Below are 21,635 nucleotides of genomic sequence, written 5' to 3'. Positions count from 1 at the left end.
CTCTCCCTCTGGGAGAGGGTTGGGGTGAGGGTCTTCCCCACCCCGTTCACCCCTACGCCGCGCGGCGGGTCTGCTCCTCGGAGACCGTCACGGGAGCGGGAGCGGACTCGCTGACCTTGTTGAAGCGGCCCTCCAGGAGGCTGGAGAGGCCGACGTAGGCGAAGCCGGCGAGGAACAGGAAGATGAAGGGCACCGAGCCCCAGATGCGCTTGTCGATGGCGAACCAGAGCGCGCCGAGGAAGTAGGCGGCAAAGGAGAGGCTCGATGACGGGCAGCAGGGTCTTGCTGCCGCGGTAGCTCTTCTTGATGGCGGTGACCTTCTTGCCCTCGGCGCCGGTCTTCGGGGTGCGGGCGAAGGCGGACTGCTGGCCCAGGAGCGCCTCGATCACGGCCTTGGCGTTGCTGATGGCCATGCCGATGCCCAGGCTCATGATGAAGGGCAGGTACTTGAAGCGGGCCCAGCCCTTGGCGCCCTGCTCACGCTGGGCGGCGACGTAGAAGACGCCGACGCTGGCGGTGGCGCTGATGAAGAAGGGCAGGTCCAGGAAGAGCGTGCCGTACAGGCCGTGCTGGAAGCGCACCACCATGGACAGCGGCATGAGCGCGCTGAGCAGCACCATCAACAGGTAGGCCATGTTGTTGGTGAGGTGGAAGAAGGCCTCGCGCTTCACGGCGAAGGGCAGGTCGCTCTTGAGGATCATCGGCAGCAGCTTGCGCGCCGTCTGGATGGAGCCCTTGGCCCAGCGGTGCTGCTGGCTCTTGAAGGCGTTCATGTCCACCGGCAGCTCGGCCGGGGAGATGACCTCGGGCAGGAAGATGAACTGCCAGCCCTTCACCTGGGCGCGGTAGCTCAGATCCAGGTCCTCGGTGAGCGTGTCGTGCTGCCAGCCGCCCGCGTCCGAGATCGTCACCCGCCGCCAGATGCCGGCCGTGCCGTTGAAGTTGAAGAAGCAGCCGGCGCGGTTGCGCGCGGTGTGCTCGATGATGAAGTGGCCGTCGAGGAAGATGCTCTGGGCCTGGGTGAGGATGGAGAACTCACGGTTGAGGTGGCCCCAGCGCACCTGCACCATGCCCACCTTGGCGTCGGCGAAGAAGGGCACCGTGCGCAGCAGGAAGTCGGGGCTGGGCACGAAGTCCGCGTCGAACACCGCGATGTACTCGCCCGTGGCCGTCTTCAGGCCGTTCTCCAGCGCGCCCGCCTTGAAGCCCGAGCGGTTCTCGCGGTGGATGTAGACGATGTCGTGGCCCTTCTGCCGGTGGCGCTCCACGCACGCGCGGGCGATGCCGCACGTCTCGTCCGTGGAGTCGTCCAGCACCTGGATCTCCAGCAGCTCGCGCGGGTAGTCGATGCGGCACACCGACTCCACCAGGCGCTCCACCACGTACATCTCATTGAAGATGGGGAGCTGGATGGTGACCCGCGGCATGGCCGGCAGCACGCCCTTGGGCGTGGGCAGCCGGAACTTGTGGCGGTAGTACAGATACGCCATCCGGTAGCGGTGCGATCCGTAGACCGCCAGCACGCAGAGGACGCTGAAATACACGCCCAAGAAGATGATCTCGACGGTGGTCATCTGACCTGGCCCCTCCCGCGGGTGAAGTCGCCGCGGTCCTTACGCTGCTCGGCGGAGTTTGAAAGACCGACCCTCGCTGACCGCCGCACTCGGTCCCTCGGGGCCCCCCGCCACGTATGTGCCCGGAAAGACAAGGGTTTGTCTTTGCCGGGTCATAACGAGCGCGGACAATAGGGACGCGTCAAGTGACTGTCAAATGGTTGTCTGGAGATGCGGGCTCAGCCGGCCGCGCGCTGGGCCACCACGACGGGCAGCGCGGAGGGCGCCTCCAGGGCCAGCGGCGCCTCGGCCACGTCCACCTCGTCGCGGGCGGCGAGCGCGAGGATCTGCTCCACCAGCGCGGGAAAATCGAGCCCCTTTTGAGCCGCAATCTTCGGCAGGAGGCTGACGGGAGTCATGCCGGGCAGCGTGTTCACCTCGAGGATGACGTCATTCTCATCCTCCGAGCAGATGAGATCCACCCGGCCGTAGCCGCGGCAGCCCAGGGCCTGGTAGGCGGCGAGCGCGAGGGACTCCACGTTGGCCACGCGCGTGGGGGACAGGCGCGCGGGGAGGAAGTAGCGCGAGCCGCCCTTGTACTTGGCGTCGTAGTCGAAGCCCTCGCGCGGGGTGGCGATCTCGCAGGTGCCGAGCACCTCCTCGCCGAGGATGCCCACCGTCACCTCACGGCCGCGCGCCATGCGCTCCACGAGGGCCTCGCCCCCGAAGCGGCAGGCCTGGGCCACGGCGGCGGCGAGCGCCTCGGGCTCGCGCACCACCGAGAGGCCCACCGAGGAGCCACCGCACGCGGGCTTCACCACGCAGGGGAAGCCGAGATCGCCGTGGAACTCCAGGGCGCGCGGGACGTCGGCGCGGCCGAGGCGGTAGCCCATGGGCGTGGGGAGGTTGTGCAGACGAAAGAGCTTCTTGGCCATGGGCTTGTTCATGGCCAGCGCGGAGGCCAGCACGCCCGAGCCCGTGTAGGGCAGCCCCATCAGCTCCAGCAGGCCCTGCACCTTGCCGTCCTCTCCCATGCGGCCGTGGAGGGCGTTGAAGACCACGTCGAGCTCGGCCGAGCGCAGGGCGCGGTCCAGCCCGGGACCGGCGAAGATGCGGCTCACCGTGTGGCCGCGAGACTCGAGGGCCGCCACCACCGCCTCACCCGTCTTCAAGGAAATCTCCCGCTCCTCGCCCCAACCCCCCATCAGAACACCGACGCGCTTGCCCATGACTTTGGATTCCTCCTTGTCAGGGGGCTAGAGCACGCGGGATGCCAACGGCGCGTGAGTGCTCGCGTGCTCGCCCGGCCGCTCGAAAGTGCCCTCTTCCCGGGCACTTCGGGACACGGCGCGAGGAGACCCACACGGAGCGAGCGTGTCCGCGAGACCACGCCGTGTCCGGCGAACCACGTTCACCCGAACCAGCGGCCCGAGGTGGGCGCGAAAATGCGCAGCCTGTCGCGCAGGCTCTCGGGGGCACGGGCCTGAATCACGGCGTGCACCTCGTCGGGGCTGTAGGCCTGGCTGAAGTGCATCAGCACCAGGGCCTCGTTACGGAAGCGCTCCGCCCGCGCGAGGATCTCATCCAGGTGGATGTGCAGGCGCTCCTGCGCATCCTGCACCGTGCGCCTGGCGTCGATGAACGTGCACTCCAGGATGAGCACCCGGCAGTCGAGCAGCGAGGGCGCGGTCTCCAGCACGTGCGAGAGCGTGTCGGTGGCATAGGCCAGCTCCAGCCGATCCACCTCGTCGAACAGGGGCTCACCCGCCTGGCGCCGCCGGCCGATCTCCGCGGGGGGCAAGCTCTGGAACTCGGGCTTGAGCTTCGAGACGCGGCGGAAGAACTGGTAGCAGAGCGAGGGCACCTTGTGGTGCGTGCGGAAGGCGCGCACCCACAGCCCATGCCCGAGGTGATGCGTATCCCCCGGGTGCATCGGCACGGTCTCGATGTCCGTCTCGGTCCGGTGCAGCCGCCCCTGTACCGCAAGGGCCTCGCGCACGGGCGCTTCGATCTCCGCGGGAAGGAACACCTGCGGAGGCGCCTTGCCGATGAGCGTGCGGATGCCGAGCAGCGACCCGAGCGCGCTCGCGTGGTCGGAGTGGCCGTGGCTCAGGAAGATGCGGTCCGTCCCGGCGAAGGAGCGGATGGGCACTCCGGCATCGAGCACCACCCCGAGCTTCCGGCACCTGCAGCGACGTGTACACGCCGCCGACCGAAATGCCTCGAACCGTATAGGGCCCCGCGCTGACCTCGGTGAGCATCCCGCGAAGTTAACCGGTGGCCCGCACGGGCTCCAGCAGCCAAGAACGCCGTGACGGCGATGCGAGGGCCCTTGACGGGGTGTCCGCGCGTCCCAAGGTTGCGCGGGTGGATTCCCAACACGAGGCCCTGGTTGAGCTCGGGCGGGCGCTGCGCGACTCGGGCTACCGCTTCACCACGGTGACGCCGGAGACGCACCGCCGCGTCAACGCCCGCCCCTCCGCACGAGAGGCCCGTTCACCACGTGACGTGTTCGGCTGGAGCCGGCCCTTCACTCCGGACGTGCTGCCACCGCGCCTGCTCGGGTTGCTGGAGCGCGCGGACATGCTGGAGCCTCAACAGGACGGCCGGCTGCGGAGCCTCGTGCGCTACTCCAGCCTGGGGGAGGGGCTGTACCTCCACGAGGCGTACCCCACCACGCACCCGGACTCCGTCTTCTTCGGGCCGGACACCTACCGCTTCGCGGCACTGCTGACGCGGGTGCCCGGCCGCTTCCGGCGCGCGGTGGACATCGGCTGTGGCTCGGGCGCGGGGGGCCTGTCCCTGGCGGGCCGGGTGGAGTCGCTCGTCCTCTCCGACGTGAATGCCCGGGCGCTGCGCTTCGCCCGCGTCAACGCCGCCCTCAATGGGGCCACTCACGCGGAGGTGCTCTCCAGCGATGGGCTGCGCGGCGTCCCGGGCGAGGTGGACCTGGTGCTGACCAACCCGCCGTACCTCGTGGACGAGGCCTCGCGCACGTACCGTGACGGCGGCGGGCGCTATGGCGTGGAGCTGTCCGTGCGCTTCACCCGCGAGGCCCTCCAGCGGCTGTCTCCCGGTGGCACGCTGGTGCTCTACAGCGGAGCGCCCGTGGTGGATGGGGAGGACCAGTTGCGCGCGGCGCTCACGCCGGTGCTCGCCGAGTCCGATGCCCGGGCCCACTACGAGGAGCTGGACCCGGACGTCTTTGGCGAGGAGCTGGAAAACCGCGCCTATAAGGACGTGGAGCGCATCGCCGTGGTGTCGCTCGTGGCCACGCGCCCGGCGTGATGCACGCCGCGCTGCCTCCCGCGAGGTGGAACTGCTCCAACGGCACCGCCACGGGCCAGCGCCCGAGCGCCTGGAGCAGCGCCTCCACCTGAGGAGCGCTCCCGCCCACCCGCACCGCGCGGCGGTACGCGCGGGCCACGCCACGGACGTGACCGGGGTGCTTCCCACACCGCGGCTCGCTGAGGGCGAACGCCGGAGGAGAAGGTTGGCTTGCGAATGGGTCCATCCCCATATTCCCCCCGTGCCCCGTGGCTGGCATCGAGCCGGCCCGGTGGTGGAGAGGGTGTGCACCATGTCTGGCTTCAACGAGCAGGAGATGGCGGGTGAGGCGGTGCCTGGTCACCTGCGTGAGGAGCGAGCGGGCAGGTGGGGCCCCGAGGCCTTGCACCGGATGTTGTTGCGGTTCAACCGGACGCGCCTACGCCCCGCGCTCCCGCATGACGACTGGGAGGACGGCGTGGCCCTGGAGGCGCGGCTGCGCGGCCTGGAAGGGGCCTTCGTCGAGCGCGAGCGCCGGCTGGTCGCCGAGCGGGCGGCCGAGGCCCCCGAGGAGCCCGAGGCTTTCGTCGCCTGGTTCGAATCGCTGAAGCAGACGGGCCCGGGACAAGGGGATCCGCTCTTCCCGTGGCTTGCCACGGAGGCGCCGCTGGAGCCCTTCCGCTGGTTCCTCACGCAGGAGGTGGCGGGCGAGGCGGGCTTCGATGACCTCGTGGCGCTCACGCAGGTGAAGCTGCCCACGCGGGCCAAGCTGGAGCTGGCGCGCAACTACTGGGACGAGATGGGTCGGGGCCGCGAGGAGGCCATGCACGGGCCCATGCTGGAAGAGCTCACGAAGGCGTTGGAGCTGCACCCCACGGACGAGGACACGGTGTGGGAGGCGCACGCGCTGGCCAACCTCCTGTGCGCGCTCGCGTCCAACCGCCGCTACACGTACCAGTCGGTGGGGGCGCTCGGCGTGGTGGAGCTGACGGCGCCCGGACGCGCGGCGTGCGTCAACGTGGGCCTGGAGCGGCTCGGCTTCGGCATGCCGGTGCGGCGCTACTACGCGGTGCACTCCACGCTGGACGTGAAGCACTCGGAGGCGTGGAACCGCGAGGTGCTCCAGCCGCTCGTGGCGGCGGACCCGCGCGTGGCCCGGCCCATCGCCGAGGGCGCGCTGATGCGGCTCGCCGCGGGAGCCCGCTGCTTCGAGCGCTATCGCCGCGAGCTGGGACTCATGCTGCCCCAGGCCTGAGGGCAGAGGGCCCAACGCACGACCGGCCAGACGGGCTGTCACGCCCCGCGAGACACCGCTGACAGGATGTCGCGCTCGGTGTGTGTGGCCCCCGGGGAAGAGCCCCCTCTTCCCTCTGGAGTGCCCGTGGCGGAGCCGTTGGTCCCGGCCTTGCTCTGGGGGAGTGCATCCACGCTCCCGTCAGGAGGCCTCCCATGTCCACGATCATCCGCCCCGCGTTCCATGCCCTCACCCTGCTCTGCGCCGCGTGCACATGCCTGGCGGCCGCGTACGCCGTGAACTCGGTGGTGGACGCCTGGCTCCAGCCCCTCCCCTCCTTCCAGGAGCCACCCAGGAAGGCGCGCGCGAAGGAGGAGCTGCCAACACCGCTCGCCCTGGCACCACTCGCCCGCATCCTGGGCCTTCCGGACAAGCTGCGTGAGGAGGTCATCGCCGCCCCGGGAGACGAAAACGGCGAGGCGGTACCGAACACGCTGGGCCTGAAGCTGCTGGGCACGATGGTGGGGGCGAATCCCTCCAACACCTTCGCCTCCGTGTACGAGGGCACCACGCGCCGCACGCGCTCGCTGTGGATGGGCGGCGACATCCAGGGTGCCCAGGTGGTGGCCATCGAGCGCACGCGGGTGCTGCTGATGAACTCGGGGCGGCTGGAGTACGTCAGCGCCACGGCGACGGACGCACTTCCCCCGCCCGTGGAGCCGCGTGCCGCCACGGCGCCGGCCGCGGCGGAACCGAAGCCCTCGGTTGATGTGCGGCAGTTGGGCCCGCAGAGCTACGAGGTCTCGCGCAAGGACCTGGACGTCGCGCTCGCCAACCCCAGCGAGCTGCTCATGCAGGCGCGCGTCATCCCCGCCATGCGCAATGGAGAGCCCCAGGGCTTCAAGCTGTTCTCCATCCGGCAGGGCTCGCTCTACGGCCGCATCGGCCTCCAGAATGGGGACATCCTGCAGCGCATCAACGGGCTTTCCATCGCCAGCGCGGAGCGAGGACTCGAGGCCTTCCAGAAGCTGCGAGAGTCCTCGCACATCGAGCTGGAAGTGGAGCGCAACGGCCAGCCGATGCGCTTGACGTACTCGATGCGCTGAACCGTTGCGGGAATGCAGGAGGGTCCACGCTCGTCTATAGTGGACGGCCACGCATCCTCGATGCGGGTGGTTCACGGTTGAGCAGAACGGCCTCATTCACTGGGGGGATTCACATGTCCGGCGGAACGACACGGGGTCAGGTGACGTCGCAGCAAGGTGGAGCGGACTCGGGCGCTGGCGCTACGAGCAACTATTGGGAAGACGAGAATCTCTCTCTTTCCTTTACGGACAAGGCCCACTTCAGCGTCGACTCGGCCGGTGCCAGGAAGCACAAGCAGAAGGCCAACACTCCCGCTGAATATGTCACTCAGCTCCAGAAGGATCTGGTCACCCTGGGCTATCTGTCATCGGTCTCCAAGTACAGGGAGGGGCTCTATGAAGCCTCGACCCGGCGTGCCGTCTCGAGATTCCAACGCCACGCAGCCAGACCGTATCGACTGCCAGGACCCGACGCCCAGGAACCGAAAAAGCCCGACCTTTCCATCCCCGGCTTGATGAAGGAGGGCCTCCGCGGTGCGGCGGTACTTCCGCTGGCGAATGGTCCCTTCAAGGGGCCAGACACCATGTTCTCTGGCCGCCGCGATGGTGTGTGTGATCATTCCACGGCGAAGGAAGTCCGGAATTGGATCTCCCGAGGTTCCAAGATTCCGGTGGGCCGTTTCCCGCTGCGCGCCATCCGCGTCATCGGCGCTGTTGGCAGACTCCGGCAGGATGCGGCCGAAGCGTGGGAGACGATCGTCGAAGGGGTCACCAAGGCCGGAGGAACACTGGAGGGCGCCTATGGAGACACCACCCGCGTCCTCCAGAAGACGACCAAGAGCGGCACGAGCCGTTACAGCTTTCACTACTGTGGCCGTGCGGTGGACATCAACCAGGCGCTCGGCGGAGGCAAGGGCCAGCGGTACTACGCCGTGCAGGAGACGGTGGACCAGCACACCTACTGGAGAATCTATTGCAAGACCTCGCTCCAGGATGGGACCCAGGGCACGAAGTTCACCAAGGGCCAGGTCAAGTGCCATCTCTTTGCAACGAACAAGCAATACGACATCCCCGCGGGGTATTACATCGATCTCACGGAGATGATCGAGTCAGCGGGAACTTTCGAGCGCATCAAGGCCCAATCGGGTTGGGAGAAGACCTACAACAAGACCGAGTGGTGGCACTTCCAATACAAACTCGACAAGCAAGAGACGTTCTTGGATGAGATGGAGCTCATCGGCTTCACGGAGAAGCAACTCCGCGAAGCGGGCTGGGAGACGGAGGAGATGCTGGATCACCAGCCAGGATGAGCTCTCGGGCCGCCTACTCTCCGAAGGCGAACTCCGCCCGGATCTCCTCGCGAGCCGTAGCGAGAACACGGCCCTTGGCATCCAGGCCCTGAACAGTCACGACAAAGCGTGCCGCGTAGACGTCGGCTCCGGTCTGGGGCTGACGCGACTTCTTGCGCAGCAGGCGGGAGAAGAGCGGCTGCGGGATGAAGAAGCTGCGCACACGCTCCGCCACCGAGGCGATGGCCTCCACCTGTGGCGTCTCCTCTCCCATGGCCAGCACCTTCCGCGGATGCGCCGGAGCGTAGAGCTCGCCCATGGAGGTGAGTGAGCTGCCCTGACCCGCTTCCAGACGGATCCGCAGGCTCTGAAGGTCAGGCTTGGGTTCGGAGTCGATGCGAACCTCACAAACCACCGCGTCGGTGTTCCACTGAGCGCCCCCAGGTCCACCTCCGCCCGCCTTCAAGTCGACGCCCTTCCAGGCATCGAAGCATTGCAGACGGAGGGTGAGCGGGGTGGAGGGTTCCGCCAGAGCGGTGCCCGCCAGGAGCAGGATGCAGATAGCAGTCCATGAGCGCATGGGCGGGGATTATAGACTCCACGGTGGTCACGGACAGGCGGGTAGGCGCCTTTACCAGGAGGCGTACCCACCCCCGTGCCCTGTCAGGAGCGCTTCGCGGCGGCCTTGTTCCCGGGCCACACGGAACGGAGCGTGCCCGAGAGGGCCCGGAGCGCATCGGCCCGGGGGTAGCCGGGGCGCCACACCAGGGCGAGGGTGCGGCTCGGCGTCGGGTCCGAGAAGGGCCGCACCACGAGCTGGCCCAGCCGGTTCTCGATGGGCACCGAGAGCGCGGGCAGCAACGTGACGCCCCCCGCGCCCGACATCACCATCTGCGCCAGGGTGGTGAGGCTGGTGGCCCGGAAGTCCACCTCGCGCGCTCCGATGCGCGTGCACAGCGCGAGCGCCTGTCCCCGGAAGCAGTGGCCATCCTCCAGCAGCAGCACGTTCTCCTCGTCCAGGTCGCGGAACTGCACCTGCTTCTTCTTCTCCAACGGATGTCCGGGAGGCGCCGCGACGACGAAGGGGTCCTCGGAGATGACCGCGTGCTCCACATCCCCCACCTCGGGCACGAGCGCCAGCAGGGCCGTGTCCAGCCTTCCCTCCTGCAGGTCCCGCACGAGCACCTCCGTCTTGTCCTCGCGGAGGCGGAGCTGCAACCGGGGGTACTGCTTCACCAGGGCGGGGATGACCTCGGGCAGCACGTAGGGCGCGATGGTGGGGATGACCCCCAGGCTCAGCGGCCCCGCGAAGGGATCCGACAACCGCGACGCGGCGGACAGGATGTCTCCGGCCTCGGTGAGCACCCTGCGGGCCCTCGCCACCAGCTCCTCCCCGGCGGGCGTCAGCATCACCCGGCGCTTGTCCCGCTCGAAGAGCTTCACCCCCAACACGTCCTCGAGTTGCTGAATCTGCGCACTCAGGGCGGGCTGGGAGACGTGGCACCGCTCGGCCGCCCGCCGGAAGCCCAGCAGGTCCGCAACGGCGACGAGATACTCCAACTGCCTCAGGGAGATGTCGTTCAGGGAGGGCATGGCTCTGGGACAACTGATAGCCCCACCCTATCAATCCCATCGGAACGATGTCTTGGGCAAATCAGCGCAACCTCTCTACCTTCCCCCACGTCACAAACGCACTGACGCCACTCGCAGGAGAGAATCGCGTGTCCAATCGTCCCCGCTTGACCACCGAGGCCGGAGCCTCCGGTCGCCGACAACCAGCACTCGCAGACCGCCGGCGCCTCGGGCCCGGTGCTCCTCCAGGACCACCACCTGCTGGAGAAGCTCGCCCGCTTCAACCGCGAGCGCATCCCGGAGCGCGTGGTGCACGCGGTGGGCTCGGGCGCCTACGGCTACTTCGAGGTGACCCACCCGGACATCTCGAACTACACGCGCATGAAGCTCTTCGACACGAAGGGCAAGCGCACCGAGGTCTTCCTGCGCTTCTCCACCGTGGCCGGCTCCAAGGGCGCTCCCGACACCGCCCGTGACCCGCGCGGCTTCGCGGTCCGCTTCTACACCGAGGACGGCAACTGGGACGTGGTGGGCAACAACACGCCCGTCTTCTTCCTGCGCGACGGCATCAAGTTCCCGGACTTCATCCACTCGCAGAAGTACGACCCCTTCACCAACTGCCAGGAGCCCGACAACCAGTGGGACTTCTTCTCCTACTCGCCCGAGGCCACGCACCAGTTCACCTGGCTCTTCGGTGACCGGGGCATCCCCGCCACGCTGCGGCACACGGACGGCTTTGGCTCGCACACCTTCCAGTGGGTGAACGCCAAGGGCGAGCGCTTCTGGGTGAAGTTCCACTTCAAGACGGACCAGGGCATCAAGACGCTCTCCAGCGAGGAGGCGGCGGCCATCGGCGGAAGGGATCCGCAGCACCACCAGCGCGACCTCTACATGGCCCTCGAGCGCGGCGAGTTCCCCTCGTGGACGCTCAAGGTGCAGGTGATGCCCGAGGCCGACGCGCCTGGCTACCGCTTCAACCCGTTCGACCTCACCAAGGTGTGGCCGCACAAGGACTACCCCCTCATCGAGGTGGGCAGGCTGGTGCTCAACCGCGCCCCGGACAACTACTTCGCGGACGTGGAGCAGGCCGCGCTCGACCCGAGCAACTTCGTGCCGGGCATCGGCCCCTCGCCGGATCGCATGCTGCAGGCGCGCCTCTTCGCCTACGGCGACGCGCAGCGCTACCGGCTCGGCATCAACCACACCCGCCTGCCGGTGAACTCGCCCAAGGGCGTCCAGGGGGGCGCGCGCAACTACGGCCGTGACGGCGCCATGGCCTTCGACGGCAACGGCGGGCGCGGCAGGAACTACGAGCCGAACAGCTACAACGGCCCCGCGCAGACGGGCGAGGCCACCGGCCTCGGCGTCTCCCTCACCGGCTCCACGGGCACCTACGTCCCGGTGCGGCACGCCGAGGACAACGACTTCGTCCAGGCCGGTGCCCTCTACCGGCTGATGAGCGAGCCGGAGCGCCAGCGCCTCGTGGAGAACATCTCGGGCAGCCTGTCCCAGGTGAGCCGCGAGGACGTCATCGCGCGATGCATCGCCCACTTCCGCAACGCCGACGAGGAGTACGGCGCGCGCGTGGCCAAGGCCGTCCACGACAAGCGCCGCTCGCGCTGAGCTTCCCTTCCTCCCTTCTCCCCTCTCGAGATCCTCCCCATGAAGACGCAGACCCCTGATTCACAGACGACGATGGACAACGATGTGATGGCGCTGGCGCGGACGGCGTTCCAGCACGCGAGGGCCGGGGAGGCGACCCACCTGGCGTGGCTCGTCGACTCGGGGCTGCCCGTCAACCTGAGCAACGAGAAGGGGGACACGCTGCTGATGCTCGCGAGCTACCTCGGCCAGGAGGGTGCCGCCCGGGCCCTCCTGGAGCGGGGAGCCGACCCGGAGCGGACCAACGATCGCGGCCAGACACCGCTGGCCGGGGTCGCCTTCAAGGGGAACGCCGCCATGGCCCGGCTGCTGCTGGACCACGGTGCCAGGGTCGACGGCTCGGGGCCGGACGGCAAGACGGCCCTCATGTTCGCGGCGATGTTCGACCAGCTGGAGGTGCTCGAGCTGCTGCTCGCTCGTGGCGCATCGCCGGAGCACAAGGACGCCGAGGGCCGCACGGCGCTCGACTACGCCCGCGCGATGGGCGCCCGCGGGACCACGGCGCGGCTCGCGGGGCAGCAGTGACGCGCGAGCAGCACCCCGCCTGACAACGCTTCACACCGGCCACCGCCGCTTGACAAAAAAAGAGGCCACGCGCACTTTGCATCGCGTGAGCTTCTTCAGCGCCACCACCACCACGACGACCACCACCGCCACCCAAACGGCGGGAGTGGACTCGTGCGTGAAGTGAGCTGACGAACGCACGGTCCCCTGCCCCGCCTTCACCGGCCGGGGCGTCCGTGCAAGCGCTCACAGCTCCGACCGGAAGGCCTCTTTCCCGTATCGGAGTACGCAATGCTCGACGCACACGATCACCGTTCCCTCGGCCAGCGCCAGGATCTCTTCCACCTGCAGGAGGAGGCGCCCGGCATGGTCTTCTGGCACCCGCGCGGCTACCTGCTCTACCGGCTCATCGAGAGCCGCGTCCGGCAGCAGATGCAACACGATGGCTTCCTCGAGGTCAGGACACCTCAAGTCCTCGCCCAGCCCATCTGGGAGTGCAGCGGCCACTGGGAGAACTTCCGCGAGAACATGTTCCAGCTCGCCGATGAGGGCGGGCGGCACCTGGCGTTGAAGCCCGTGAGCTGCCCGGGCCACATCCAGATCGTCCAACGCATGGCCCCCAGCTACCGGGATCTGCCGGTGAAGCTGGGCGAGTTCGGGCTCGTGCACCGCAACGAGCCCAGCGGCTCGCTCCAGGGCCTGTTCCGCCTGCGCCAGTTCACACAGGATGACGGCCACGTCTTCTGTGCCGCGGACCAGATGCGCGAGGAGGTCTCCCGCTTCTGCCGCTCGCTCATCTCCTTCTACGCCGGCTTCGGCTTCGAGGGCGTGGAGGTGGCCTTCTCCAGCCGTCCCGCCCAGCGCGCCGGAAGTGACGAGATGTGGGATTTGGCCGAGTCCCTCCTGCTCGAGGCCGCGAAACAAGCGGGGCTCGAATGCGTCATGCAACCGGGCCAGGGGGCCTTCTACGCGCCCAAGCTGGAGTTCGTGCTGAAGGACCGGCTCGGCCGCGCCTGGCAGTGCGGGACAATCCAGCTCGACCTGGTGCTGCCGGAGCGGTTCGACCTGAGCTACGTGGATGGCTCGGGGCAGAAGCGCCGGCCGATGATGCTCCATCGGGCGATCCTCGGAAGTCTCGAGCGCTTCATGGGCATCCTCCTGGAGCATCACGAGGGCGCGCTGCCCGCGTGGCTCGCACCGGAGCAGGTGGTGGTCGCGGCGGTGGGTGAGGCGTCCGCGGACTACGCCGGGCGCTTCGCCGCGAAGCTGCGCGAGGTGGGCTGCCGCGCGAGCGTGGATGTCCGGAGCGAGTCGCTGTCCCGGAAGATCGTCGACGCGCACCATGCCGGGGTGCCGTGGCTCGTCGTGGTGGGCAACCGGGAGGTGGAGAAGAACGCCGTGCGGCTGCGGCGGCGGGACGGCGAGCAGCGCGACCTGCCGTGGGACGAGGCGGTGGCGGCGCTCGTCTCCGAGTGCCGGCTCGCGGCGTCCGCGTGACAGAAGGAGGTGCCGGGCGCCCGTGACGTGTCAGCCACGTCACGGGCGCCCGCGCCCTCCGTCTCACGAGCCTGGAGCCCCGAGGTGGGGATGTGGTTGTGTGCGCCGCCTATGCCAGAGCGCGTGAACAAGATCGCAATCATCGGAGCCGGCTCGGTAGGGGCCACCATCGCCTATGCCGCCATGATCCGGGGCGTGGCCAAGCAGCTCGCCCTCTACGACATCAACCGGGCCAAGGTGGACGCGGAGGTACTGGACCTGAACCACGGGCTGCAGTTCATGCCCATGGCCACGCTGGAGGGCTCGGACGACATCAACGTGTGCGCGGGAGCGGACGTGGTGGTCATCACCGCGGGCGCCAAGCAGAAGCAGGGCCAGACGCGGATGGAGCTGGCGGGCGCGAACGTGGAGCTGTGCCGCTCGCTCGTGCCGCGATTGCTGAAGGTGGCCCCGGATGCGCTGCTGCTGGTGGTGACCAACCCGGTGGACGTGCTGACGTACGTGGTGCAGAAGCTCAGCGGGCTGCCCTCGCGGCGGGTGTTCGGCAGCGGGACGGTGCTGGACTCCTCGCGCTTCCGCTACCTGATTGCCCGCCACCTGAACGTGGCCGTGCAGAACGTGCACGCCTTCATCGCGGGCGAGCACGGCGACTCGGAGCTTCCCCTGTGGAGCCTGGCGACGGTGGGGGCGGTTCCACTGATGCAGTGGTCGGCGCCCGGGCACTCCCGGCTGACGGAGGAGGACCGCACCCGCATCTTCGACAACGTGCGCAACGCCGCCTACCAGATCATCCGCGGCAAGGGTGCCACCAACTACGCCATCGGCCTGGCCACGACCCAGATTCTGGAGGCGGTGCTGAACGACGAGCAGCGGGTGCTGCCCGTGAGCTCGCGGCTGGAGGGCTACCTGGGCATCAGCGACGTGTGCATGAGCGTGCCGAGCATCGTCAACTGCACGGGCGTGGAGACGGTGCTGGAGGTGCCCCTCAACGACACGGAGCGCGAGGGCCTGAAGCGGAGCGCGGACACCATCCGCCAGGCCATCCGCACCCTGGGCTTTTGAGCCTCCCGCGGCGGCGGGCGATGAGAGCAGGACGCATCCGCGCGCTTCGCGCTAGCCTGCGTCGACTCCTCCAGGAGCCCCTCATCGTGACTTCCCGCCGCCTCCCTCTCGCGTGGCTCTTTCCCCTCGTGCTGCTCACCGTCTCCGCCTGCCGGAACGAGCGCCCACCGGCGCCCCCTCCGGTGAGCACGCCCGTGTCCGGTTTCGAGGTCGTCCAGAGCTGGCCGCATGATCCCAACGCCTATACGCAGGGGCTCGTCTACCGCGACGGCAAGCTGTACGAGGGCACGGGCCTCAATGGCCAGTCGAGCCTGCGCGAGGTGGAGCTCGAGACCGGCGCCGTCCTGCGCCGGCACGAGCTGGAGCGGCAGCACTTCGGCGAGGGGATCGCCCTCTTCAAGGGCAGGCTCTACCAGCTCACCTGGCGCTCACAGGTGGGCTTCATCTACGACGCCGCCACCTTCCAGCAGGTGGGCCGTTTCCACTACGCCACCGAGGGCTGGGGCCTCACCGACGACGGCACGTCGCTCATCATGAGCGATGGCAGCAGCACCCTGCGCTTCCTCGACCCCGCCACGCTCGCGGTGCAGCGCACCCTCCGGGTGACCGATGCCGCCGGCCGGGACATCCCCCTGCTCAACGAGCTGGAGTTCGTGAAGGGTGAGATCTACGCGAACGTGTACATGCAGGACGACATCGCCCGCATCGATCCGGCCACCGGACGGGTGACCGGGTGGATCGATCTCTCCGGGCTGCTCCCCCCCGAGGAGCGCACCGGGACCGAGAACGTGCTCAACGGCATCGCCTACGACGCGGCCCGCGACCGGCTGCTCGTCACCGGCAAGCTCTGGCCCCGGCTCTTCCACATCCGGCTCGTGCCCAGGTAGTCCTCCTCCTCACCCTTTCGCACTCGCACCTTCACAGCGAGAACGGAAAATTGCGGATTGACAGGACGGCTTATTTTATCGGAAAGTGAGGAAGTGCTCGACACAACCGTCGAGCCGGAAGGAACCGTCATGCGCACTCGTCGTCTGGTTTCCATCCTCCCCCTCATGCTCCTCGGGAGCGCCTGCAGCGTCGACAGCACCGAGCTCGACACCCAGGGCACCCAGGACAGCAACCTCTCCGCCAGGGCCGAGGGCCGGGGTCTGGAGCAGCTCAAGGCGCAGCGTCCGGACTTCTTCCGGGGCGCGGGGGAGGTGTCGCTCAAGCGCGCGCTGCGCGATGAGAAGGGCCTGACGCACGAGCGCGTGTCGCAGCGCTTCCAGGGCGTGCCCGTCTTCGCCACCGAGGCCATCCTCCACCTCGACGCCAACGGCGCCGTGGCCTCCGTCACCGACCGTCTCGCCCGCGATCTCAAGGTGAACACCACGCCCAAGCTCCGGGCGGCCGAGGCCGAGCAGATCGCCGTGGCCCAGGTGGGCGGCTCGCGGGCCCTCACGGCCAACCCGAAGTCGGACCTGCAGATCCTCACCGAGAGCATTGGCAATAGCGCCCGCCTGACCTGGCGCGTGCAGCTCGAGAGCGTCTCGGCCGAGGACGTGCCCTCCATGATGAACTTCTTCATCGACGCCCATACGGGTGAGATCGTGAAGCAGTTCGACAACCTGATGACCGGCCGCAACCGCAACACCCACACCGCCAACAACCGCACGACGCTGCCCGGCTCGCTGGTGCGCAACGAGGCCTCGGGCCCGTCGAGCGACGCGGTGGTCAACGCGGCCCACGACAACGCGGGCATCACGTACAACTACTACTTCAACACCTTCGGGCGTGACAGCTTCAACGGCGCTGGCGCCCCCATCACCTCCACCGTCCACTACAGCCGCAGATACGTGAACGCGTTCTGGAACGGGACGCAGATGGTGTACGGCGACGGCGACGGCACCCAGTCCGGCCCGCTGACGGTGCTCGACGTGGTGGGCCACGAGCTCACCCACGCCGTCACCAGCTACTCCTCGAACCTCGTCTACTCCAACGAGTCGGGCGCCCTCAACGAGGCCATGTCCGACGTCTTCGGCGCCGCCATCGAGGCCTACCGCGACGGCGCCGTCAGCGCCAACACCTGGAAGATCGGCGAGGAGTGCTGGACGCCGGGCACCGCGGGCGATGCGCTGCGCTACATGAACGACCCGGCCCTGGCGGGTGACTACGACTACTACCCCACGCGCTACACCGGCACCTCCGACAACGGCGGTGTGCACTGGAACTCGGGTATCGCCAACCTGGCCTTCAAGCTGATGGTCACCGGCGGCACGCACCCGCGCGGCAAGACGAGCAACGTGGTGCCGGCGATCGACTCCAACGCGGTGCTCAGCATGCAGAAGGGCGCGGCCATCTTCTACCGCGCCAACACGGTGTACCTGACGCCGGGCAGCACCTTCTCCGAGGCGCGCGCGGCCACCGTCCAGGCCGCCATCGACCTGTACGGCGCGGGCTCGGCCGCTGTCACCTCCGTCAACGAGGCTTGGAACGCCGTGGGCGTGCCCGTGCCCCCGAACTGGACCGTGCTCACCACCCTCAGCAACGTGTCGGGCGCCACGGGCAGCAAGACGAACTTCAGCTACGTCACGCCTGCCGGCGCGACGGCCATGCGCTTCGCGACCACCGGCGGCACGGGTGACCTCGACATGTACGTGAAGTTCGGCAGCGCGCCCACCACCTCCAGCTACGACTGCATGTCCGCGGGTGCGACCAGCGCTGAGAGCTGCACCATCATGGGGGCCAAGCAGGGCACGTACTACGTCCTGTTCGACGGCTACTCGGCCTACTCGGGCGTCACCTACACGGTGAGCTTCCGGGCAGTAACTCCGGGCAGCACCGAAGTCCTCACGCCGGCGCGGCTACCTCCTGGTGGCCGCGCCGGTTGTCTTTTGACGGTGGGAGCGCGTTACGGAACGACCTCGCAGCCGCAGCCGCACTCGTCGAAGAACCCCTGGGTGTTTCCTTCGCAGATGAAGGTGATGGCGGCGCACGCGTCGGGATCCCTCGAGACGTAGTCCCGGTTGGGATCGTTGTAGTCGCAGGCCTGCGGCCGCTGCTTCTGGCAACCGCATCCGCACTCGTTGAAGAACGGGGCGAAGCCCTCCTTGCAGGTGAAGCGGATGGCGGCGCACTGGGCGGGGTCGCGGGAGACATATTTGTAGCCCGGCTCCCGGCCCGTGCAGGCTTCGGGATTCTCCCTCATGCAGATGCCCCCACAATCGGCGCCGCCCTGGTTCGGGTCACAGCTGTCATTGGGATCGTCGATGCAGGCATAGCCCTCGGCACAGGGGATGCCGGCGAAGCCACCGCAGAAGTCTCCCTCGACTTCATGGGCCTGAAGTGCGACCTGCTGCTGGGCATCGGCGGTGGGAACACACCCCACGCCACAGAGCGTTGCGGCGACGACGAGGACGCTGCACCACATCAGACGAATCGACATCCGGGACCCCCTCCTTTGGACTGCGCAGGAGGATGAGGGCGGGGGATGCACTCCGGGAGCGGACTGGCAAGCAGGCAAGGGCTCGTGCTCCCAGGTCTGACCGGGGGGCCGCCCTCTGTTCACTCCTGATGACGCAGGGCGCCAGCACGAGAGGCGCGACAGCCCACGCCCGCCGCTGGCACTCTCGCGCCCCCATGAGGAAGCCCATCCATGTCGAGGAGTCGCCCGTGAGCAAGCCGCTCGAGCTGGTGACGATCCCCGCCCCTCCGTCCGAGTCTCGCGTCCGCCGCGACGCCCGCTTCGCCACCCCCGGCGAGAAGCGCACGCGCTATCACCTGCCCGAGTCGCTCGAGTCGTCCTCGCCCGTTGGCTACCGCACACGTGTCTCGCTCTCCACGGAGGAGGCCGGCACGATGCTGTCGCTGCTCTCGCTGCCGAGGCCGTCCCGCTTCGTGCCGGGCCCCGCCCTCACCGAGCGCGAGCTCTTCGAGGAGTGTTCGCTCGGGGTGCTCTCCGCGCGGCAGTCCACCAACTTCCGCGGGCAGCGGGAGGTGTTGCTCGGCCCCAAGGACTCCGAGCAGGCGGCCGCGCTGCTGAAGCGCATCGGCCGCAAGGAGGCGCCCGTGCTCGACGGGGCCGCCTGCACCCATGTGGTGCTCGCGCGCCCCTACCGCACCCCCTTCACCTTCCTGCTCACCTTCGTCGGCCACAAGCCGCTGGCCAGCCTCGTCACCGTGCCGCTGCGCGCGTGGGCCAAGCGCTTCCGCCACGCGGATGACATCCCCACCATCGGCTACCTCAAGGAGCTGCACCTCGGCGTCCTCGCGGATGCCATGGAGCGCGCGGCGGTGATTGCCTCGGCGGGGACGCGGCGCGCCCAGGTATTCCTCGAGCCCTTCGAGCAGCCCTCGGACGCGGCGGCCCTGCGGGAGCTGGAGGCCCTGGTGGGCCTGACGTCCGCGGAGCGCGCGGCGGGTTGGCGCATCTCGCTGGTGGCCCAGGTGGGCCATGCGCCCGAGGAGGAGCGCGTGCCCATGGAGCGCACCACGGCCCGGCGCCTGGGCGCGGCGCTGCTCGCCCTGCGCAGCGAGCGCATCCAGCCCGGCGTCAACGCCGAGCCGAGTGCCCCTCCCGCCTATCAGGCGCGGCAGCCCCTGGATGTGCCCGAGGAGCTGACGGTGCAGGCGGGCCGCGCGGCCTACAACGCCTTCGCCCGGTTCACCGGCGTGTCCCGCGAACGGGCCAAGGAGCTGATGCTGCTCGAGCGCATCGACGTGCTCACGCCCCACGGCAAGGAGCGGCTGCGCGCGGTACGCGAGGAGCTGGAGCAGGTCACCGACAAGCTCATCGCCCGGCTGCCGCTGTGGGCGGACCTGGCGCTCGGGCGTGCGCTCTCGCGCAACAGCGCGCGCGGGCGGAAGGCGTTCGCGCTCGCGGGCCAGCGGATTTACGTCGGAGGGTTGTCCCGCCGCGAGGTGGAGCAGTCGGGGTTGTCCTTCGCCCACGCGGTGCGGGCCTTCGGCGCGGCGGCCGCTCGCGGTGCGCTCGTCGCCGAGGTGGCCGGCACCACGGAGATTCCCGAGGGGTGTGATCTCCGCGGCGGCGTGTGTCTGATGGCGGGTCCGGTGAACCAGAACGACATCGGCAAGCAGTTCTTCGGCGGCAAGGACCTGCTCGATCAGGCCTTCGCCGGGCGAGTGCCGACGAGCCTGCTGGTGTGGACGTTCAAGGCCAAGACGGTGGCCGATCCCATCGGCAACGAGCAGCAGTTGCTGGACGCCGCACGCAAGGGCGCGCTCGTGGATTTGAGGCCGGGGCCGCACGAGGTGGTCACGGTGCGCCAGGGGACGGCGCTCGGGCCCATGCGTCAGCGGGCCGGGCAGGTGAATGCCGAACGGGCCTTTGGCGACGTGGGCAATTTCGTCACCGACCCCGAGGGCCGCGAGATTCCTGGGAACAGGGGCACGGCGTGGCCCTCGGACCAGGCGGACGCGCCCTTGTGGCCCGGGGGCTCGCGGTAGGGTGTGACTGGTTCAACCCGGGGCCCGTGGCACCCTCACCCTGTCCCTCTCCCGAAGGGAGAGGGGAAGTGGGGTCAGCGGGTCTCGGTGCTGGCCTTCGCGGACGGGCGGGGGGTGGTGCTGTTCGCCATGCTGTTCAGGTAGTTCAGCGACATCTTGAGCTGGTAGTCCGTCAGCTTCGCCGCCACGTCCCAGTCGCGCACGCTCTCGGGCAAGCCCTTGGGCTTCGCCACCGCTTCGGACTCGCTCGCCACCGCCGGCTCCGCCTTGAAGTGCCGGTCCAGGTCCTTCTCCCGCGGCTGATCCTTCGCGCCCTTCCCTCCCGGCGCCTCCGGCACCCAGTAGTCCGGGGTGATCCCCTTCTCCTGGATGCTCCGCCCCTTCGGCGTGTAGTAGCGCGCGATGGTCAGCTTCAGTCCCGAGCCGTCCTCCAGCTCGATGATCGTCTGCACGCTCCCCTTCCCGAAGGTCTGCGTGCCGAGGATCGTCGCGCGGCCGTAGTCCTGCAGCGCTCCCGCGACGATCTCCGACGCCGAGGCGCTCCCCGCGTTCAACAGCACCACCAGCGGGTACTCCGGCTCCGTGTCCCGGTCCTTGCTCAGCTCCTCGGTCGCGCGGCCGCCCTTGCGCCCGCGCGTGCTCACGATGGGCAGGTTCCCCGGCAGCCACAGGTCGCTCACCGCCACCGCCTGGTCCAACAGCCCACCCGGGTTGTTGCGCAGGTCCAGCACCGCCCCGCGCAGCGGCTTGCCCCCGTTCTGCTCGCGCAGCCGGTCCAATTCTTTGCGCAGGTAGAGCGCCGTGCGGTCCTGGAAGTTCTTCACCTTCAGGTGGGCGATGCCCCCGTACAGCGCGCCTTCCACCGAGATGATGCGGATGTGGTCCCGGATGATGGCCAGCTCGCGCGGTGCGTTGAAGCCCTCGCGCATGATGGTCAGCAGTACCCGCTTGCCCGCCGGGCCCCTCATGCGCTGCAGCACCTCGGGCACGCCCATCCCCTGGATGTTCGCGCCGTCGATGGCGACGAGCTCGTCCCCCGCCCGGATGCCCGCTCGCGCCGCGGGGGTGTCGTCGATGGGCGCCACCACCACGATGCCCTCGCCCTTGCGCGCCACCTCGATGCCCAGCCCTCCGAACTCGCCGGAGGTGTCGATCTTCATCTCCTTGAAGACGTCGGGCGGCATGAAGACGGTGTGCGGATCCAACGTCTCCAGCATTCCCTGGATGGCGCCGTACATCAGCTTCTTGCCGTCCACCGGCTCCACGTAGTTGTTCTCCACGTACGAGAGCACCCGGGCGAACACCTCGAGTTGCTCGTACGTGGTGGTGTTCGGCGGGGGGGGCACGCGTCCGTCCGCCCGCGCCACGGGAGCCAGGAGCAACAGGCCCGCGGCCAGTGCCGCGCGCCAGGAGTGCAGGGAGCGCATGGGCCCCGAGTCTAGCACCCGGCCCGCCCCCCGGCCCT

Annotated in this window: 18 protein-coding genes and 1 pseudogene; 11 read left to right on the top strand and 8 right to left on the bottom strand. The window is 68.9% G+C overall.

Going from position 1 to position 21,635, the window contains the following annotated elements; translation table 11 throughout:
* Window positions 1-52 precede the first annotated feature (52 nt).
* From ACN28I_RS41370 to ACN28I_RS41360, 3 genes and pseudogenes are all read right to left on the bottom strand, one after another.
* A pseudogene (locus ACN28I_RS41370) lies at window positions 53-1,574 on the bottom strand (cellulose synthase family protein).
* Window positions 1,575-1,792: 218 nt separating this feature from the next.
* Window positions 1,793-2,782: a D-alanine--D-alanine ligase gene (locus ACN28I_RS41365; RefSeq protein WP_420947390.1), complete on the bottom strand. Its 990-nt coding sequence runs from the start codon at window positions 2,780-2,782 to the stop codon at window positions 1,793-1,795.
* A 182-nt stretch (window positions 2,783-2,964) separates the two neighbouring features.
* Complete coding sequence (locus ACN28I_RS41360; protein WP_420947389.1) at window positions 2,965-3,723, bottom strand: MBL fold metallo-hydrolase; 759 nt, start codon at window positions 3,721-3,723, stop codon at window positions 2,965-2,967.
* 197 nt (window positions 3,724-3,920) lie between these two features.
* Between ACN28I_RS41360 and ACN28I_RS41355 the strand changes: the two genes are divergently transcribed.
* The 4 genes from ACN28I_RS41355 to ACN28I_RS41340 all read left to right on the top strand — a co-directional run bounded on the left by ACN28I_RS41355 (window position 3,921) and on the right by ACN28I_RS41340 (window position 8,449).
* Window positions 3,921-4,841 (top strand): methyltransferase, encoded by a 921-nt coding sequence (locus ACN28I_RS41355; protein ID WP_420947388.1) that lies wholly within the window; start codon window positions 3,921-3,923, stop codon window positions 4,839-4,841.
* A 292-nt stretch (window positions 4,842-5,133) separates the two neighbouring features.
* The gene (locus tag ACN28I_RS41350) at window positions 5,134-6,075 is read left to right on the top strand and encodes an iron-containing redox enzyme family protein (RefSeq protein WP_420947387.1); all 942 of its coding nucleotides are present in this window, start codon (window positions 5,134-5,136) and stop codon (window positions 6,073-6,075) included.
* A gap of 194 nt (window positions 6,076-6,269) precedes the next feature.
* On the top strand, window positions 6,270-7,160 hold the full coding sequence (gene gspC, locus ACN28I_RS41345) for a type II secretion system protein GspC (protein ID WP_420947386.1): 891 nt from the start codon (window positions 6,270-6,272) through the stop codon (window positions 7,158-7,160).
* Between the two features lie 113 nt (window positions 7,161-7,273).
* Entirely contained in the window at window positions 7,274-8,449 is a 1,176-nt protein-coding gene (locus tag ACN28I_RS41340) for a peptidoglycan-binding domain-containing protein (protein ID WP_420947385.1), read from the top strand.
* Window positions 8,450-8,462: 13 nt separating this feature from the next.
* Here ACN28I_RS41340 and ACN28I_RS41335 read toward each other — a convergent pair whose 3' ends face one another.
* Window positions 8,463-8,747: a hypothetical protein gene (locus ACN28I_RS41335; protein WP_420947384.1), complete on the bottom strand. Its 285-nt coding sequence runs from the start codon at window positions 8,745-8,747 to the stop codon at window positions 8,463-8,465.
* Between the two features lie 344 nt (window positions 8,748-9,091).
* Window positions 9,092-10,021, bottom strand: coding sequence for a LysR substrate-binding domain-containing protein (locus ACN28I_RS41330; protein ID WP_420947383.1), 930 nt, complete (start codon window positions 10,019-10,021; stop codon window positions 9,092-9,094).
* Between the two features lie 216 nt (window positions 10,022-10,237).
* Between ACN28I_RS41330 and ACN28I_RS41325 the strand changes: the two genes are divergently transcribed.
* A complete protein-coding gene (locus ACN28I_RS41325; protein ID WP_420947382.1) occupies window positions 10,238-11,623 on the top strand; it encodes a catalase in 1,386 nt (461 codons plus the stop codon).
* A gap of 39 nt (window positions 11,624-11,662) precedes the next feature.
* Window positions 11,663-12,187 carry an ankyrin repeat domain-containing protein gene (locus ACN28I_RS41320; protein WP_420947381.1) on the top strand — a complete coding sequence of 175 codons (525 nt, stop codon included), beginning with the start codon at window positions 11,663-11,665 and terminating at the stop codon, window positions 12,185-12,187.
* 30 nt (window positions 12,188-12,217) lie between these two features.
* Here ACN28I_RS41320 and ACN28I_RS41315 read toward each other — a convergent pair whose 3' ends face one another.
* Window positions 12,218-12,367: a hypothetical protein gene (locus ACN28I_RS41315; protein WP_420947380.1), complete on the bottom strand. Its 150-nt coding sequence runs from the start codon at window positions 12,365-12,367 to the stop codon at window positions 12,218-12,220.
* Between the two features lie 90 nt (window positions 12,368-12,457).
* Here ACN28I_RS41315 and thrS point away from each other — a divergent pair, with 90 nt between their 5' ends.
* The 4 genes from thrS (at window position 12,458) to ACN28I_RS41295 (ending at window position 17,724) form a co-directional block, all read left to right on the top strand.
* Window positions 12,458-13,663: a threonine--tRNA ligase gene (thrS, locus tag ACN28I_RS41310; RefSeq protein WP_420947379.1), complete on the top strand. Its 1,206-nt coding sequence runs from the start codon at window positions 12,458-12,460 to the stop codon at window positions 13,661-13,663.
* A gap of 123 nt (window positions 13,664-13,786) precedes the next feature.
* On the top strand, window positions 13,787-14,725 hold the full coding sequence (locus ACN28I_RS41305; protein WP_420947378.1) for an L-lactate dehydrogenase: 939 nt from the start codon (window positions 13,787-13,789) through the stop codon (window positions 14,723-14,725).
* Window positions 14,726-14,811: 86 nt separating this feature from the next.
* Window positions 14,812-15,612 carry a glutaminyl-peptide cyclotransferase gene (locus ACN28I_RS41300; RefSeq protein ID WP_420947377.1) on the top strand — a complete coding sequence of 267 codons (801 nt, stop codon included), beginning with the start codon at window positions 14,812-14,814 and terminating at the stop codon, window positions 15,610-15,612.
* Window positions 15,613-15,741: 129 nt separating this feature from the next.
* Window positions 15,742-17,724, top strand: a complete 1,983-nt coding sequence (locus ACN28I_RS41295) for a M4 family metallopeptidase (protein WP_420947376.1) — start codon at window positions 15,742-15,744, stop codon at window positions 17,722-17,724.
* Here ACN28I_RS41295 and ACN28I_RS41290 read toward each other — a convergent pair.
* Window positions 17,616-18,149 (bottom strand): hypothetical protein, encoded by a 534-nt coding sequence (locus ACN28I_RS41290; RefSeq protein ID WP_420947375.1) that lies wholly within the window; start codon window positions 18,147-18,149, stop codon window positions 17,616-17,618. The two genes, ACN28I_RS41295 and ACN28I_RS41290, sit on opposite strands and share 109 nt — an antisense overlap.
* Window positions 18,150-18,376: 227 nt before the next feature.
* On the opposite strand from ACN28I_RS41290, the gene ACN28I_RS41285 reads away from it, so the two are divergent.
* Window positions 18,377-20,170, top strand: a complete 1,794-nt coding sequence (locus tag ACN28I_RS41285; RefSeq protein WP_420947374.1) for a hypothetical protein — start codon at window positions 18,377-18,379, stop codon at window positions 20,168-20,170.
* 74 nt (window positions 20,171-20,244) lie between these two features.
* Here ACN28I_RS41285 and ACN28I_RS41280 read toward each other — a convergent pair whose 3' ends face one another.
* A complete protein-coding gene (locus ACN28I_RS41280) occupies window positions 20,245-21,597 on the bottom strand; it encodes a S41 family peptidase (protein WP_420947373.1) in 1,353 nt (450 codons plus the stop codon).
* Window positions 21,598-21,635: the final 38 nt, after the last annotated feature.

The sequence above is a fragment of the Archangium gephyra genome, from assembly GCF_049060025.1.
GTDB classification, from domain to species: Bacteria; Myxococcota; Myxococcia; order Myxococcales; family Myxococcaceae; genus Archangium; species Archangium gephyra_A.
Note: the sequence above shows the minus strand (reverse complement) of the source record. Positions and strands in the feature narration are given on the sequence as shown.

Bases quoted from the DNA above. Each gene is read 5' to 3' on its own strand.
- ACN28I_RS41365 (WP_420947390.1), bottom strand. From the start codon at position 2,782: ATGGGCAAGCGCGTCGGTGTTCTGATGGGGGGTTGGGGCGAGGAGCGG.
- ACN28I_RS41350 (WP_420947387.1), top strand. From the start codon at position 5,134: ATGTCTGGCTTCAACGAGCAGGAGATGGCGGGTGAGGCGGTGCCTGGT.
- gspC (WP_420947386.1), top strand. From the start codon at position 6,270: ATGTCCACGATCATCCGCCCCGCGTTCCATGCCCTCACCCTGCTCTGC.
- ACN28I_RS41340 (WP_420947385.1), top strand. From the start codon at position 7,274: ATGTCCGGCGGAACGACACGGGGTCAGGTGACGTCGCAGCAAGGTGGA.
- ACN28I_RS41335 (WP_420947384.1), bottom strand. From the start codon at position 8,747: ATGGGCGAGCTCTACGCTCCGGCGCATCCGCGGAAGGTGCTGGCCATG.
- ACN28I_RS41330 (WP_420947383.1), bottom strand. From the start codon at position 10,021: ATGCCCTCCCTGAACGACATCTCCCTGAGGCAGTTGGAGTATCTCGTC.
- ACN28I_RS41320 (WP_420947381.1), top strand. From the start codon at position 11,663: ATGAAGACGCAGACCCCTGATTCACAGACGACGATGGACAACGATGTG.
- thrS (WP_420947379.1), top strand. From the start codon at position 12,458: ATGCTCGACGCACACGATCACCGTTCCCTCGGCCAGCGCCAGGATCTC.
- ACN28I_RS41295 (WP_420947376.1), top strand. From the start codon at position 15,742: ATGCGCACTCGTCGTCTGGTTTCCATCCTCCCCCTCATGCTCCTCGGG.
- ACN28I_RS41290 (WP_420947375.1), bottom strand. From the start codon at position 18,149: ATGTCGATTCGTCTGATGTGGTGCAGCGTCCTCGTCGTCGCCGCAACG.
- ACN28I_RS41280 (WP_420947373.1), bottom strand. From the start codon at position 21,597: ATGCGCTCCCTGCACTCCTGGCGCGCGGCACTGGCCGCGGGCCTGTTG.